Below are 14,496 nucleotides of genomic sequence, written 5' to 3' on the forward strand. Positions count from 1 at the left end.
GGTTATAAGATAACAAATTAGAGGCTCTTATTTTTTTATTTTAATGAATTTAAAGTTCAATTTTTGCTTTTTTGATATAAATAAAAGTGAAATTGAAATATTTTTAAAGCATTTACAATAAATCTGTAATTTTGCATTCTATTAAACATCACACACAACTTAAAATTTATGGACACTAACACACTTTTCTCGCAATCGATTTCGTTAAAAGAATTAGGAATTGAAAATGCTAAAGTTCGCTATCAATTATCCCCAGATGAATTGCATGCCATTACTTTACAGTCAGGCCAGGGTGTCGAAAGCTCAACAGGAGCATTGGCTATTAATACGGGTGAATTTACAGGACGTTCTCCACAAGATCGTTTTATTGTAAAAGATGAAATTACAGAAGATAAAGTTTGGTGGGGAAATGTAAATATTCCTTTTGCACCAGAAGCTTTTGAAAAACTATATAATAAGGTAACAAAGTTTTTATCAGACAAAGAAGTTTTTGTTCGCGATTCATACGTTTGTTCTGATGATAAGTATAGATTAAATGTTCGTGTTGTAACTGAAACGGCTTGGTCAAATTTGTTTTGCTACAATATGTTTTTAAGACCAGAAGAGTCTGAATTAGCAAACTTTACTCCAGAATGGACAGTAGTTTGTGCTCCTAGTTTTATGGCAGATCCTGCTGTTGACGGAACGCGCCAGTCTAATTTTGCGATTTTGGATTTCACTAAAAAAATCGCTCTTATTGGTGGAACTGGTTATACAGGAGAAATGAAAAAAGGAATTTTCTCTGCATTAAACTTCATTTTACCAGTTTTCAAAAATACACTTCCAATGCACTGTAGTGCCAATGTTGGTAAAAACGGTGATACTGCAATTTTCTTCGGATTATCAGGAACAGGAAAAACAACGTTATCTGCAGATCCAGAGCGTAAATTAATTGGAGACGATGAACACGGATGGACAAGTGAGAATTCAGTTTTCAATTTTGAAGGAGGTTGTTATGCGAAAGTAATCAACTTATCTGAGGAGAATGAACCAGACATTTACAGAGCGATCAAAAAAGGTGCACTTTTAGAAAATGTGGTTTTTAAAGCTGGAACGAATGAAGTTGATTATGATGATGTTTCGATCACTCAAAATACGCGTGTTAGTTATCCAATAACACATATTGACAATATTCAGCCAGGTTCTATTGGCCAGAATCCTAAAAATATATTTTTCCTAACAGCAGATTCTTTCGGAATTTTGCCTCCAATCTCAAGATTAAATCCAGGTCAGGCTGCTTATCACTTCATTTCTGGATATACTGCAAAAGTAGCTGGAACTGAAGCGGGAGTGACTGAACCACAGCCAAATTTCTCTGCTTGTTTTGGAGCGCCTTTCATGCCTTTGCATCCAACAAAATATGCTGAAATGTTAAGCAAAAAAATGAAAGATGCAGGAGTAAAAGTTTGGTTGATCAACACAGGATGGACTGGCGGTCCTTACGGAACAGGAAGCCGTATGAAATTAAAATATACTCGTGCTATGATTACTGCGGCATTAAACGGAGAATTGGATAATGTAGAGTACAAAGATCACGCAGTATTTGGAATTGCAAAACCACAATCTTGTCCAAATGTTCCTGAGGAAATTTTAAATCCAAGAAATACTTGGTCAGACAAAGATTTATACGATAAAAAAGCGTTAGAATTAGCTCAGAAATTCAAAGCTAATTTTGCCAAATTTGAAGAATTTGCGAATGCTGAAATTTTAGCAGGAGCACCGATTACAGAATAAAGGGGCAATTACTAATTCAAAATTAAAAAAGCTGTTCAAATTGAACAGCTTTTTTTTGTTTTCAATCGCAGAAAAAAAAATAAATTAAACACTGAAAACTGCGACCGAAAACTTGAGACTTACTATCTTTATTTTTTTGCTTCGTCAATGCGTTTCTGAATCAAATCCCAAGCGTAATAATGAAATGTCATTCCGTTGCTCATCGCTACGAAAAGTCCGTTTTTATATGCTCCGCCTAAATTTACATTTGTAACATCAGCACCATCACATTCGATAGTAGAAGTTGGAACTTCAGCTAATAAAGGATGATTGTTTGGATTTCCTTTGGCACCTTCTCTCGGATAAACCATAAAAGAATTTGCTTGTTGGTTAGAAACTAGAATATATCCTGTAGAATCTGTTTTTTTGTAAATCGCGATTCCTTCGTGATCTGCTTTGAAATCTTTTTGACCGAAGAAAGCCAATTCTTTATTATCGTTTAAAGAAGGATCTGCTTTATATTTTCTAATTCCAGCTTGTTCGTCACAATAGTAAACGAAACCTAATTCGTTATCAACAGCAATGGCTTCAATTTCTTTCTTTCCGCTGTAAGTTCCGAATTTACGAACCACTTTTGCGGCAGCAAATTTTCCATTTCCTGAAAGTTGATACTGCCATAAATAACTTCCAGAAGGTCCTGTTTTTCTTCCCACAATGGCAAAAATCTTCTTGTCGCTTGGGCGTGTGTACAAAGCAACTCCCATTGGATCTCTTTCTGCATCGCCTTCAAAAACTGGAATTCCACCGTTGTCAATTGGTTCTAAATTGGGTAAACTAAAAATTCTGATTTTGTTGCTTTCGCGTTCTGTCGTAACGGCAATGTCTACTTTTTTTCCGTCGATAATTAATCCGTAAGCAATATCAACATTGTTTGGACGCTTTAACAGAATTGATTTTTTAAGGATTTTTCCCGTCAAATCAAAAGCATATAATCCGCCGTCCGTATCTTTATCAGTTCCAACGATTATACTTTTTGAAGCGTCAGTTGGGTGAATCCAAATTGATGGGTCATCTGTATCGTGAGGCAAAGCTTGAGTAACGGTTGTTGGTTTTACGGCATTTGGCTGAACTGGCGCTAATTTATCGTCTTTGCAAGCTGTAAAGGAAACTGCTAAAAGCAAAAGAGCAACTAAAGATTTATTTTTCATTATGTTATATATTTTAATGCAATTAGACAGAGCGGTAAACTCTGTCTAATTTAAGAATTTTAAAAAACAGATTTTACAAGTCTAGTTTCAATCCGAAATTGTAACGCGCTTGGTAATATTCAGCTTGTTTTGTGTGCGCTTCAACACCTTGATAATAACGTAATGGCTGATTTGTCAAGTTGTTAGCTTCGGCAAAAAGACGAAGTTTTGGCGTGATTTTATAAGAAGCATTCGCATCTAAAAAGAATTGCTTGTCATAATAACTGTCTTTATACGATTCTGAACCCAATTCATCTAAATAATCAGAAGTAAAGTTTGTCGAGATTCTTGCAGAAAAACGTTTGTTTTCCCAAGATAAAGATCCATTGAACATATGTGGCGTTGTTCCAGGAAGACTGATGTCGTTTCTTTCGTTTCCATCTTCATCAGAAATACCTTTAGCTTTAGATTTTGTATAAGTGTAATTCACATAAATACCAAAACCTTTCAAAAATGCACCTGGCAAGAAATCCAACTTACGCTGAAAAGCCACTTCAAAACCATAAACGTCTACAGTATCACCATTTCTGGATTGAACAAAAGACCAGTTTTCTCCAGCCGGAATAGGATTTGTCTGATTTGGAAAATCAGCAGCAAATTTTGCATCTGTATATTGATTATCACTATAATTATAAATGAAATCATTTAATCTTTTGTAGAAAACACCTCCAGAAATCAAACCAACAGATTTGAAATAATTCTCGGCCATGAAATCATAATTGTATGAATACGTTGCATCAAGATCCGGATTTCCAGCTGTGATTTCCTTATCAGCAGCAATGTTGTTTACGTATGGTGCTAATGCATAATAGTTTGGACGTGCTAATGCTGTCGTTGCAGCAGCTCTTAAAACTAAATCTTTTGTGGCATTATACTGAAATGAAATGCTTGGCAATAAATTAGTATAAGAGTTTTTTGTGTTGATTTGGCTTTCTAATTCTTCCTCGTCTAAAACTCGGTTTCCTGTATAATCAATGTGGGTATTTTCCATACGGAAACCTAAAACCATCGAAAGTTTATCGTTGAAATCCTGATCCCATCTTACATAGGCAGCAGTAATTCTTTCTTTAGCATTGTAGTTTACAGCCAAATATTCTGCTGGATCTGCTTCTTTGTCAAATAAAGTCGGATTGTTTAAATCCAAACCTCCTAAAAAGGCAGCCGAAGCAAAAGTTCCCGGTACATATTTGCTTCCCGGATTAAAGTTTTTTCCGTCGTAATAACTTGTTGGAACTTCAGATAATAATTCCATTCCGTCGTTGATTGGTTCGTAAGAATAGAATGAATTGTTTCTTTCTTTTTCTTTCAAACGAAGTCTAATACCTGTTCTTAATCTTCCTTTTTCTCCTGGAATTACAGAAAAAGGAAAACGTATATTTACTTTCGCTCCAAATTCGCTTTCGCTTGTTTCATCTGTATTTTCGGTAACCGAATCAAATTTGAATTCGTCTACAGATTCACCAACAGTTGTCATTAAAGGAAATCTTGGGTCAGATAAATCTTCCATCATTTCCAGACCTTTCTGACGGTATTCGATATAACGCTCTTGCGGGCGATATTCTCTCGCTTTTGCATAATTGGCAGACCAATCTAAATCTAAAGTTGAATTGATTAAATGTTCTCCACGAAGCGAATAATTCTGCACGCGCTGATCTTCTAATCTTCTGTTTTTGTTTCTACTATTGTCAACTCCACCTTTTGTCTGACGTTTTACACGGCCTTCAAAACCAGTGATTTCTTCACCGTTGTAAATTGGCTCGATATCATCATAAGTAGTTCTGAAACGATTTTCACGATCATCTCTCCAGTTATAGATTGCATTGGCAAAAATGGTATTATTTTCGTCAAATTTATAATCTAAAGCAACAGAAGCGCTTCGGCGAATACGTTGAACATCATATTTTCTGATTTCTGAAGCCTGTAGATACTCGTTTCCAAAATCATCTTTTACCCATTCGTTTTCGATGTTATCGGATCCGTAATCCACATTATTATAAGAGCCACTGAAAACAACTCCTAATTTGTCATTTGCAAATCTATTACCATAAACTAAACCAGCAGTATAAGAAGCGTGCTCGCGAATTGGCAAGTAACCTCCGGCAAGCGTTGCAGAAATTCTTTCACCGTTTGGAGTTGCTCTTGTAATTAAGTTTACAGAACCTCCAATTGCATCCGCATCCATGTCTGAAGTCAAAGTTTTGTTTACTTCGATAGTCGAAATCATATCAGACGGAATCAAGTCCATTTGTACGTTTCTATTGTCTCCTTCCGCCGATGGAATTCGGTCTCCATTTAAAGTAACCGAGTTCAAAGACGGAGCAAGACCTCTGATAATAATATTACGCGCTTCACCCTGATCGTTTTGCATCGTTATACCTGGAACACGTTTTAAAGCGTCTCCAACATTGGCATCAGGAAAACGTCCCATTTGATCTGAAGAGATTACGTTTCCGATGTTTTTATTGTTTTTTTGCTGATTCAGCGCTTTGGCCTGACCTTTCAAAATGTCTCCAACCACAACTTCATTCAACTCAGTTCCTGATGTTTTTAGAGCAAAATCAGTTACGTTGTTTTTTCCTTGTTCTACCGTAATTTCTTTTGTTATAGAAGTATATCCTATATATTTTACTTCAAGTTTATATGTTCCAGCATTAATGTTTAATAATTCGAAACGGCCGTTGTAGTCGGAAACCGTATATTTGTTTTCACCCACGATTTGAATCATCGCTCCAGGCAAAGGAAGTTTGTCGTCAATATCTAATACTTTTCCGGAAATTATTGCTTTTTGGGCATAACCTGAAAAGGCCAATAGCATAAATGTTACTAATAAATAAATTTTTCTCATTGTGTTTTAGTTTGATTTCCTGCGAAACTAGAACCTTTATGTTATTTAAAAAGTTGAAAGAAATTAACATAATGTTATGATTCCTCAGACAAAAAACGAACTTATTAATGTTAAACTAACACTTATATGGTTGAAATAATTTAAGGTGCAAGTGAAAACAAATCAACTATTTACCTCAGAATTAAATTTTTGGCGCTAAATTTGCCTTATCAATCACAATCAAAAATCATCAATCATGTTAAAACAATTTTTTATCCTTTGTTCCGGCGCCGACCGAGACTTGTTAGAAGGATGCTCAGAAGGGGAACAAACCAAATATGTTGGGATTGGCGCCACTGTATTCTTTACGGCAGTTATGGCTTTTCTTGCCAGCGCCTATGCGCTTTTTACCGTTTTCGATTCTATTTATCCGGCTTTAATTTTTGGATTTGTCTGGAGTTTGCTGATTTTTAATTTAGATCGTTTTATCGTTTCTACCATTAAAAAGAGGGACCGTTTTATGGATGAATTCCTGCAGGCAACTCCGCGAATTGCTTTGGCTATTATTATTGCGATTGTAATTTCGAAGCCTTTGGAAATTAAAATTTTTGAAAAAGAAATCAATACCGTTTTATTGAAAGAAAAAAATGAAATGGAATTGGCCAATAAAAAACAAATTGGAACGTATTTCAAAACCGATTTAGATAAAAACAAAACCGAAATAGCAGCGCTTAAAGCCGATATTGTAAAGAAAGAAAAAGAAGTAAATGCTTTATATTCAACTTATATTACAGAAGCTGAAGGAACTGCCGGAACTAAAAAATTGGGAAAAGGCCCTGTTTATAAAGAAAAACGTGAAAAACACGATGCCTCTCTTAAAGAATATGAAACTTTAAAAGCTACAAACGAAGCTAAAATTACCGAAAAAGAAAAAATTGGAAAACAATTGCAAGCCGATTTAGACAAGAAAGTTTCGCAAACACAGCCAATCATTGAAGGTTTTGACGGATTAATGGCACGAATTAATGCATTAAACAAACTGCCCTGGCTGCCATCATTTTTTATTATGTTGTTGTTTTTGGCAATCGAAACTTCTCCAATTATAGCCAAATTATTAGCACCAAAAGGTGAATTCGATTTCAAACAGGAAGAAGCCGAAACCGCAATGAAAGCGACTTTGACACAAAATAAATACCAACGCGATTTATTAGTAAAAACCAGCGCCGAAATGCATGATAAAGTTTACGCTGATATCGCCGAAGATAAAACGCTCTATGATCTTCAGCGAAAAAACGCAAAAGAATTACTGGAACTTCAATCGAATAGTTTTGTAGAAAAGCAGAAGGCAACTTTGTAAATTATTTAACTGCAAAGAACGCAAGGTTTTTTCGCAAAGGTTCGCAAAGTTTTTTATAAAAAATAAAACCCATCAGTTATGCTGATGGGTTTTTCTTTGCGAACCTTGCGTATCCCGATAGCTATCGGGATAGCGACCTTTGCGGTTAAGCTATTACATATAACTTAAAATCTCTTTTTTGTAAGCATCATATTCTCCTTGCATGATTAAACCATTGTCAAGAAGTTTTTTATAATTCTGTAATTTATCGAAAAGTTCTTCTTTAGATAAATCGCTTAATTTACGCTCTCCTGTTGGTTGCGTTGGAAGCGGTTCATACGTTTCTGTAACAGCTGGAGCAGCAGGTAAAATTTCAGCAAAGCTTGTTACTTCTTCTGTTTCTACTTCTTCGATTTCTTCCTCTTCTTCTTCAAAAACAGGTTCTGTTGTTTCTTGAACAGGAGTTGCGGTTTGAACTGGATTTTTTAATAAATCTAATTGTTCTTTAGCGTAAGTATAAATTTTTCTAGCCTGAATTTTCGGAATGTAATCAATAGAAACTGCTAAATCAGTTTTTGTTCCAAATGAAAACTCAGAACCCAAAATGTTTTCTTTTACAAAAGTACTTGCAATATCATCCCAAGTATAATCTGTAAAATCCATAGAAAGACCTAAATTTTTAGGCTTACAGATGATGATACGCTTGTTTGTTAATACAATGCTATCAGGAAAAACAGTAAGAGCAGGCTTTTTTTGCACTGCAATGTATCCAACTTCTTCGCCTTTCATTAATAAGTCTGTAAGTTTCGAAGTGATTTTTTCAATCGCTTTTGGATCTTGTTCTTCGTTCAGAAATTTTTTAAATTGTTCTTTCATTGCTTTTAAGTTGCTAAGTTTCAAAGCTGCCAAACAGCTAAGTTTTTTTTCTAACGATGCAAATGTAATGCCTAATTTTCTAATTGCTCCGCCTGTTTGGTAAAAAATTTACCTCGGGTCGATAATTTCACTCTGAATTTTCTTTGTCAAACTTTTGAAAACCAATTCATACGAATGATCGATAAGTTCTTTCACAAATTTGTCCGGCAAATTTCCGTTTAAAGCAATCGTATTCCAATGTACTTTGCTCATATGAAATCCGGGTTTTATTTCGTCATATTCAGCTCTAAGTTCTTCTGCGCGGTCCGGATCACATTTTAAATTGACTGACGGCTCATTTTTTTCCCATTGTGAAAGAGAAGATAATGCAAACATTTTTCCGCCTACTTTAAACACCAAAGTATCTTCATCAAAAGGAAAATGCTCGCTGACACCTATTTTCGAAAGACAATATTCGTAATACGTTTCTAAATTCATAATTCGTTATTTACCGATTTCTCCTAAATGTGTGTATTTAAAACCTTTTTCATATTTCAGGCCGTAACCAAAAATTCGATCCATTGCCGAATGTGAAAATAAAATAATTCCGGCTAACTGCACAATTTCAATATTTAAATAACAGCCTAAACCATAAATTAAAAGTGCAATTCCTTTATGATGAAACAAATTATACAAAAACGCCCCGACTTTGTTTCCAAACGCATAACCAATCATCGATAAATCAGGCGCTAAAATTAAAGCCAAAAACCAGCACCATTCAAAATTTAATTGATTGAATAAAAAAATGCCGAAAATAAATAAAGCGACTTCTTCGAGTTTTAAGACTGTTTTCATTTGACAATTTTTTCCATCATCTTTTCAGGATGATTTAGTTTAGTAAATCCAAATTTCTCGTATAAAAAGTGAGCATCGCTTGTCGCCAATCGCCAGATTTTTACTTCCTGAAGCTGTGGTTCATTCATCATTGCTTCAATCAAAATCGAAGAATATCCTTTTCCGCGATGTTCTTCAGTGATAAAAACATCCATCAAATAAGCGAAAACCACATAATCGGTAATGACGCGGGCAAAGCCAATTTGTTTGTCATCCAAATAAATTCCAAAACAAACTGAAGCATCAATAGTGCGCTGGACTTCATTAATTGTTCGTCCGGCAGCCCAATAAATAGCTGCCAAAAAGTTTTGTATAAACGGAACATCAAGTTTGGCTTTATCTGTAGAAACGCTAATCATTTTAATCTAAAATTTTATATAAAATTGGTTTGCTCGGACTTGCATCATTTTCAAACGAAGCGATTTGAATGTTTAGTATATAATTTGCATCCTCAATTTCATCTGGAACATAAATCATTTCGGTAATTGTTGCGTTCAGTCTTGCATCAGAATTTAAATTTTCAGTGTTTTTTACATTCCAAAACGCTTTATGTGCCAATAATTTTCCTTCATCATGTTCTCTGTCAACACTTGGCAAATCGATCAATAAATGTTGAATTTCGCTTTCGCGGATAAAAATCGCAGCTTCTTCAGATAAATACGGCGGATTTGTATTCGAATATTTTCTTGACTTTTTATCGATTTGATTTGGAAGTGTTCTGATAATTAAAGCTTCTGTTTTGTCATTTGCTAAAGCCGAAATTTGTTCTTTCGTGATTACGAAATCATCCCCAATTTTTTCAGGCTCAATCGTAATCAATTTTGCAAAAAAGAAAAACTGTTTCAGTGATTGATTGATGCTATAAAAATCATTTGTAATATGCCCTAAACATTCCGTATGCGTTCCATGCCCATGCGGATTGAAGAAAATATTATTAAAGTTTGTAGATGATTTTCCTTCAGAAACTTTCCCAATCCAATCGCCAAAAACTACTGGTTCAATAATTGGTTTTTCGATGTACCAGGCAATTGGGTTTTCGTCTGTATTAGTTAAGGGAATTGAGATATCAATAGGTTTTGATAAGTCGATTTCGAAGTTGTTGATTTTTGCTATCATAATTTAACCGCAAGGTTCGCTAAAGTTTACGCAAAGGTCGCAAGGATTTTATTAAAGATTATTTGCTATTCTTTTAACTCCATGTTTTAATAGTGCAACATTAAAATTTATTAATAATCATAGTTTGCAATTTGCTAATTTTAAGTAAGTCAATAGTTGAGCAAAATGAACTTCATTTAAACAATCGACTGCTTTTATTTCCAAAATTAGTTTATTTTCTACTAAAATATCTAATCGATAACCAACATCTAATTTCACTTTCTCATAAATCAGAGGTAAAGCTTTTTGTTTTTCAACAAATAAACCAAGTTTTCTTAACTCATAAATAAACATTCTTCATAAGCACTTTCTAAAAGTCCTGGACCTAAAGTTTGATGAACTTTTAAAGCTAAATTAAATACAATTCGGGATAAATCATTCTCTGACATAAAATCAATATTAAAACTCAAATATAACATTTGAAAATTTTAAAATATATTTTTATTCCTACAAAATAAAAACAGCGTTCTTTGCGTAATTCTTAGCGAACTTTGCGGTTAAACTTCAGAATCTAAATAAAATAAATCTGAAGCAATTCCATCCGTTAAAAATTTTCCTTTTGGAGTTGGTTTCAGAATATTATTTTCGATGGATAGCAAATCATCGCTTAAGAATTTATGAGCTTGTTTTTTCAGATAATCCAAATATTCCAACCCAAATTCCTTTTCAATTCTTTCCAAAGAAACACCCCAAATGGTTCGTAATCCTGTCATAATATATTCATTATAACGATCTGAGATCGTAAGAGTTTCAGTTTCTATTGGAAGTTCATCGTTTTGAATCGATTTTATATAAAGCGAATTATTCGCAATATTCCAGCCTCGTTTTTCTCCGTCATAACTATGTGCAGAAGGGCCAATTCCGATATATTTTTTGCCAAGCCAATATGCCGAATTGTTTTTGGAGAAATAATTCTCTTTTCCAAAATTCGATAATTCATAATGAATAAAACCATTTTTCTGAAGCATTTCAACCAAAATCATAAAATGGTTTGAAGCCACTTCATCTTGAGGTTCAGCAATTTTTCCTGTTTGGATTAATTTACTTAAAGCTGTTTTCGGTTCAACTGTCAAAGCATAACTTGAAATATGTGGAATGCCAAAATCTAAGGCCGTTTGAATATTTTGTCGCCACATTTCGTCGCTCATTCCCGGAATTCCGTAAATCAAATCGAGTGAAATATTATCAAAATATTTAGTTGCTTCTTCCAAACATTTTTTGGCTTCCGCCGAATTATGAGCGCGGTTCATCATTTTCAAATCCTCTTCATAAAAAGACTGAATTCCGATGCTTAGTCTGTTTATCGGACTTTTAGATAATTCCAAAATTCGCTCTGCAGACAAATCATCCGGATTTGCTTCAAGCGTAATTTCCGGATTTTCAGCAACTTTATAATTTTTATAAACTTCAGAAATTAAAAAGTTGATTTCATCATTTGACAATACAGAAGGCGTTCCTCCACCAAAATAAATAGTTTCTACAATCTCATTAGTGAATTCTTTTTTGCGCATAGAAATTTCTTTTGCTAATGCCAAAACCATTTCGTCTTTCTTTTTCATCGAAGTCGAAAAATGAAAATCGCAATAGTGACAAGCCTGTTTGCAAAAAGGAATATGAATGTAGATACCGCTCATTTTTTTAATTAGATATTGTGTCAATTTGATAATTAGATAATGATTATTAGATCTAAGAGAAATTATCTAATTGACTAATTATCTCATTTTCTAATTTTATCTTCATTTTGTTTCACAAATGCATCCCAGCCCGAATAACTTTTTCCAGCCACGACTTTCCCCGAATTAAAATGATGACAAACTGCAGCCGCCAAACCGTCTGTTGAATCGAGATTTTTAGGTAATTCTTTTAAGCCTAAAAGTTGTTGCAGCATTTTGGCAACTTGTTCTTTACTGGCATTTCCGTTTCCGGTAATCGCCATTTTTATTTTTTTAGGTTCGTATTCAGTAATCGGAATGCCTCTTGAAAGTCCTGCTGCCATTGCAACGCCTTGTGCGCGTCCTAGTTTCAGCATTGACTGCACGTTTTTGCCAAAGAAAGGCGCTTCAATCGCAATTTCGTCCGGACAATGCGTTTCGATTAATTCGATCGTTCTTTCAAAAATGATTTTTAGTTTTTGGTAATGATTATCGTATTTGGACAATTGCAATTCGTTCAACTGCAAAAACTCCATTTTTTTATTGGTGACTTTAATCAATCCAAAACCCATAATTGTAGTTCCCGGGTCAATACCTAATATGATGCGTTCTTTTGTCAAGAGATTTTTGTTTCAAGTTTAAGCTTTAGAAAATTGCCACATTTTCTAATTTTCTAATTGCCACATTTGATTACTTTTGCGACATGATTTCAATTCCTCACAAAGCTAAGCAATTCCTTGTTCTTCTGGCCAAACTTTTGATTGTTGGCGGCGCATTTTATTTTATTTACAACCAACTAGCAAACAATGATAAATTGGACTGGCAGAAGTTTATTGTTTTGTTCCGAAAAAATCAGTCGGTTTTAGGGATTTCCTTTATATTGCTTTTGAGTGTCCTGAATCGTTATTTTGAGATTTTGAAATGGCAGAATCTTGCCAAAGTAATTCATGAAATCTCGGTTTACGAATCTACAAAACAGGTTTTAGCGGCCTTGACTGCCGGAATATTTACGCCAAATGGAGTGGGAGAGTACGCAGGAAAAGCTTTGTATTATCCAAAATCAGATGCTAAAAAAGTGGTTTTCCTGAACTTAATCTGCAACGGAATCCAGATGATTCTAACCATAATTTTCGGAATCTTTGGATTGCTGTATTTCAATGCACAATTCAATGTCATTACAAGCAAAACTGTTTTGATGCTTTTTGGCGGATTTGTACTAATTTTGATTGTTTTATTTTCAATAAAAAAAATAAAAGTCAAAGGATATTCAATTGAAAAACTGATTCACAAAATCAATGAAATCCCGAAATCGGTTCATAAAAAAAACATCTTTTTAGGAATCTGTCGTTATTTGGTTTTTTCACATCAGTATTACTTTTTGTTTTTAGGTTTTGATGTCGATTTACCTTATTTGACTTTAATGGCGGCTATTACTTCGGTTTATTTTTTGGCCTCTTCTTTACCAACATTTCAGTTTTTGGATTTTGCCGTAAAAGGAAGTGTAGCGATTTATTTCTTCGGAATTTTAGGCGTAAACGAATGGATTGTCATTTTTATCAGCACTTTAATGTGGTTTTTAAATGTAGTCTTACCAGTAGTTTTAGGAAGTTATTTTGTGCTGAATTTTAAAACCAAAACCACAGAATGATATTTGAATTGTTCGGCATATTTTTCCTTTACATCATTAGCATTGTTTTGCTGATTTTTGGATTTTTCCGAATTAAAAAAGTCAAAAAAACAGATTTAAAGCCCAAAACAAGTTTTACGATTATAGTTCCTTTTCGGAATGAAAAAGAAAATCTTCCAATACTTTTAGAAAGTTTTTCAGACCTAAATTATCCAAAAGATTTATTTGAAGTAATTCTGGTTGATGATTCTTCATATGAAAAGTTTCACGTTTCAGGTTTTAGGTTTAAAGTTTCAGTAATTGACAATATTAGAATTTCAAATTCTCCAAAAAAAGACGCGATTACAACCGCAATGCAGCACGTAAAAACTGATTGGGTAATTACGACTGATGCTGATTGTATAGTTCCGGAAAACTGGCTTTTGACTTTTGATAATTATATTCAGGAAAACAAAGTTTCGATGCTTGCGGGCGCTGTGACATATAAAACCAAAAATTCTTTTTTAGATCATTTTCAGCAATTGGATTTCACGAGTCTGCAAGGCGCAACAATTGGAAGTTTTGGCTTAAATAAAGGTTTTATGTGCAATGGAGCCAATTTTGCTTACAGAAAAGAATTGTTTGAAAGTATAAACGGCTTTGAAGGAAATGATAAAATTGCCAGTGGCGATGATGTTTTTTTGCTTCAAAAAGCAATGGAAAAATTTCCCAAGGAAGTTCATTATTTAAAAGCAGAAGAAGCAATTATTGTAACAAAACCAACAGAAAATTGGAAATCATTATTTCATCAAAGAGTACGCTGGGCGGCAAAGACAAGTTCGTATAAAAGTACTTTCGGAAAAATTTTAGGTTTGATCGTTTTCTTCGGGAATTTGAGTTTTGTAATTGGATTTTTCTTTCTCGTTTTCGAAATATGGTCGTATCCAATTTTTGTGCTTTTTGTCTTTTCTAAATTTATAATTGATTTTGTTTTGCTTTTTATAACCAATCAGTTTTTGACAAAAAACAGAATTAAAAGCTTATTGTTAAGCAGTTTATTGTATCCGTTTTTCAGTTCAGCTGTAGCTTTGTATAGTTTGTTTGGTTCTTATACGTGGAAAGATCGTCAATTTAAAAAGTAATGGTTTTTTTTTGTAAAGAAATGGAATGAATTT

Annotated in this window: 13 protein-coding genes and 1 pseudogene; 4 read left to right on the forward strand and 10 right to left on the reverse strand. The window is 33.9% G+C overall.

All coding sequences use genetic code 11. The annotated features are described in order from the left end of the window. Positions 1-168 precede the first annotated feature (168 nt). The gene (gene pckA / locus ACWA1B_RS04110; protein WP_456904580.1) at positions 169-1,773 is read left to right on the forward strand and encodes a phosphoenolpyruvate carboxykinase (ATP); all 1,605 of its coding nucleotides are present in this window, start codon (positions 169-171) and stop codon (positions 1,771-1,773) included. 128 nt (positions 1,774-1,901) lie between these two features. On the opposite strand, the gene ACWA1B_RS04115 is transcribed toward pckA, so the two are convergent. Together ACWA1B_RS04115 and ACWA1B_RS04120 are read right to left on the reverse strand one after the other, a co-directional pair. Next, positions 1,902-2,960 carry a phytase gene (locus tag ACWA1B_RS04115; protein ID WP_456904581.1) on the reverse strand — a complete coding sequence of 353 codons (1,059 nt, stop codon included), beginning with the start codon at positions 2,958-2,960 and terminating at the stop codon, positions 1,902-1,904. 73 nt (positions 2,961-3,033) lie between these two features. After that, positions 3,034-5,844: a TonB-dependent receptor gene (locus ACWA1B_RS04120; RefSeq protein WP_456904582.1), complete on the reverse strand. Its 2,811-nt coding sequence runs from the start codon at positions 5,842-5,844 to the stop codon at positions 3,034-3,036. Positions 5,845-6,079: 235 nt separating this feature from the next. Between ACWA1B_RS04120 and ACWA1B_RS04125 the strand changes: the two genes are divergently transcribed. Then, positions 6,080-7,180, forward strand: coding sequence for a DUF4407 domain-containing protein (locus ACWA1B_RS04125; RefSeq protein ID WP_456904583.1), 1,101 nt, complete (start codon positions 6,080-6,082; stop codon positions 7,178-7,180). A 153-nt stretch (positions 7,181-7,333) separates the two neighbouring features. On the opposite strand, the gene ACWA1B_RS04130 is transcribed toward ACWA1B_RS04125, so the two are convergent. From ACWA1B_RS04130 to ruvC, 8 genes and pseudogenes are all read right to left on the reverse strand, one after another. Beyond that, a complete protein-coding gene (locus ACWA1B_RS04130) occupies positions 7,334-8,035 on the reverse strand; it encodes a PH domain-containing protein (RefSeq protein WP_035646832.1) in 702 nt (233 codons plus the stop codon). 108 nt (positions 8,036-8,143) lie between these two features. Then, the gene (locus ACWA1B_RS04135; RefSeq protein WP_456904584.1) at positions 8,144-8,512 is read right to left on the reverse strand and encodes an MmcQ/YjbR family DNA-binding protein; all 369 of its coding nucleotides are present in this window, start codon (positions 8,510-8,512) and stop codon (positions 8,144-8,146) included. A gap of 6 nt (positions 8,513-8,518) precedes the next feature. Next, on the reverse strand, positions 8,519-8,869 hold the full coding sequence (locus ACWA1B_RS04140) for a DUF4260 domain-containing protein (protein ID WP_456904585.1): 351 nt from the start codon (positions 8,867-8,869) through the stop codon (positions 8,519-8,521). Further along, on the reverse strand, positions 8,866-9,267 hold the full coding sequence (locus ACWA1B_RS04145) for a GNAT family N-acetyltransferase (RefSeq protein WP_456904586.1): 402 nt from the start codon (positions 9,265-9,267) through the stop codon (positions 8,866-8,868). The genes ACWA1B_RS04140 and ACWA1B_RS04145 overlap by 4 nt, the downstream gene beginning before the upstream one ends. A gap of 1 nt (position 9,268) precedes the next feature. After that, entirely contained in the window at positions 9,269-10,024 is a 756-nt protein-coding gene (locus tag ACWA1B_RS04150) for a cyclase family protein (protein ID WP_456904587.1), read from the reverse strand. A 51-nt stretch (positions 10,025-10,075) separates the two neighbouring features. Then, a pseudogene (locus tag ACWA1B_RS04155) lies at positions 10,076-10,452 on the reverse strand (GxxExxY protein). A 108-nt stretch (positions 10,453-10,560) separates the two neighbouring features. Beyond that, complete coding sequence (gene hemW, locus ACWA1B_RS04160) at positions 10,561-11,697, reverse strand: radical SAM family heme chaperone HemW (RefSeq protein WP_456904588.1); 1,137 nt, start codon at positions 11,695-11,697, stop codon at positions 10,561-10,563. A gap of 83 nt (positions 11,698-11,780) precedes the next feature. Continuing rightward, positions 11,781-12,335, reverse strand: a complete 555-nt coding sequence (gene ruvC, locus ACWA1B_RS04165; protein WP_035645892.1) for a crossover junction endodeoxyribonuclease RuvC — start codon at positions 12,333-12,335, stop codon at positions 11,781-11,783. An 83-nt stretch (positions 12,336-12,418) separates the two neighbouring features. On the opposite strand from ruvC, the gene ACWA1B_RS04170 reads away from it, so the two are divergent. Both ACWA1B_RS04170 and ACWA1B_RS04175 read left to right on the forward strand, forming a co-directional pair. Then, entirely contained in the window at positions 12,419-13,363 is a 945-nt protein-coding gene (locus tag ACWA1B_RS04170) for a hypothetical protein (RefSeq protein ID WP_456904589.1), read from the forward strand. After that, complete coding sequence (locus tag ACWA1B_RS04175; protein WP_456904590.1) at positions 13,360-14,463, forward strand: glycosyltransferase family 2 protein; 1,104 nt, start codon at positions 13,360-13,362, stop codon at positions 14,461-14,463. The genes ACWA1B_RS04170 and ACWA1B_RS04175 overlap by 4 nt, the downstream gene beginning before the upstream one ends. Positions 14,464-14,496 lie beyond the last annotated feature (33 nt).

It is taken from the genome of Flavobacterium xizangense, assembly GCF_054075145.1.

Coding starts and splice junctions, on each gene's coding strand:
- ACWA1B_RS04150 (WP_456904587.1), bottom strand. CDS start 10,024: ATGATAGCAAAAATCAACAACTTCGAAATCGACTTATCAAAACCTATT.
- ACWA1B_RS04145 (WP_456904586.1), bottom strand. CDS start 9,267: ATGATTAGCGTTTCTACAGATAAAGCCAAACTTGATGTTCCGTTTATA.
- ACWA1B_RS04125 (WP_456904583.1), top strand. CDS start 6,080: ATGTTAAAACAATTTTTTATCCTTTGTTCCGGCGCCGACCGAGACTTG.
- ACWA1B_RS04115 (WP_456904581.1), bottom strand. CDS start 2,960: ATGAAAAATAAATCTTTAGTTGCTCTTTTGCTTTTAGCAGTTTCCTTT.
- ACWA1B_RS04130 (WP_035646832.1), bottom strand. CDS start 8,035: ATGAAAGAACAATTTAAAAAATTTCTGAACGAAGAACAAGATCCAAAA.
- pckA (WP_456904580.1), top strand. CDS start 169: ATGGACACTAACACACTTTTCTCGCAATCGATTTCGTTAAAAGAATTA.
- hemW (WP_456904588.1), bottom strand. CDS start 11,697: ATGAGCGGTATCTACATTCATATTCCTTTTTGCAAACAGGCTTGTCAC.
- ACWA1B_RS04175 (WP_456904590.1), top strand. CDS start 13,360: ATGATATTTGAATTGTTCGGCATATTTTTCCTTTACATCATTAGCATT.
- ACWA1B_RS04120 (WP_456904582.1), bottom strand. CDS start 5,844: ATGAGAAAAATTTATTTATTAGTAACATTTATGCTATTGGCCTTTTCA.
- ACWA1B_RS04140 (WP_456904585.1), bottom strand. CDS start 8,869: ATGAAAACAGTCTTAAAACTCGAAGAAGTCGCTTTATTTATTTTCGGC.
- ACWA1B_RS04135 (WP_456904584.1), bottom strand. CDS start 8,512: ATGAATTTAGAAACGTATTACGAATATTGTCTTTCGAAAATAGGTGTC.
- ACWA1B_RS04170 (WP_456904589.1), top strand. CDS start 12,419: ATGATTTCAATTCCTCACAAAGCTAAGCAATTCCTTGTTCTTCTGGCC.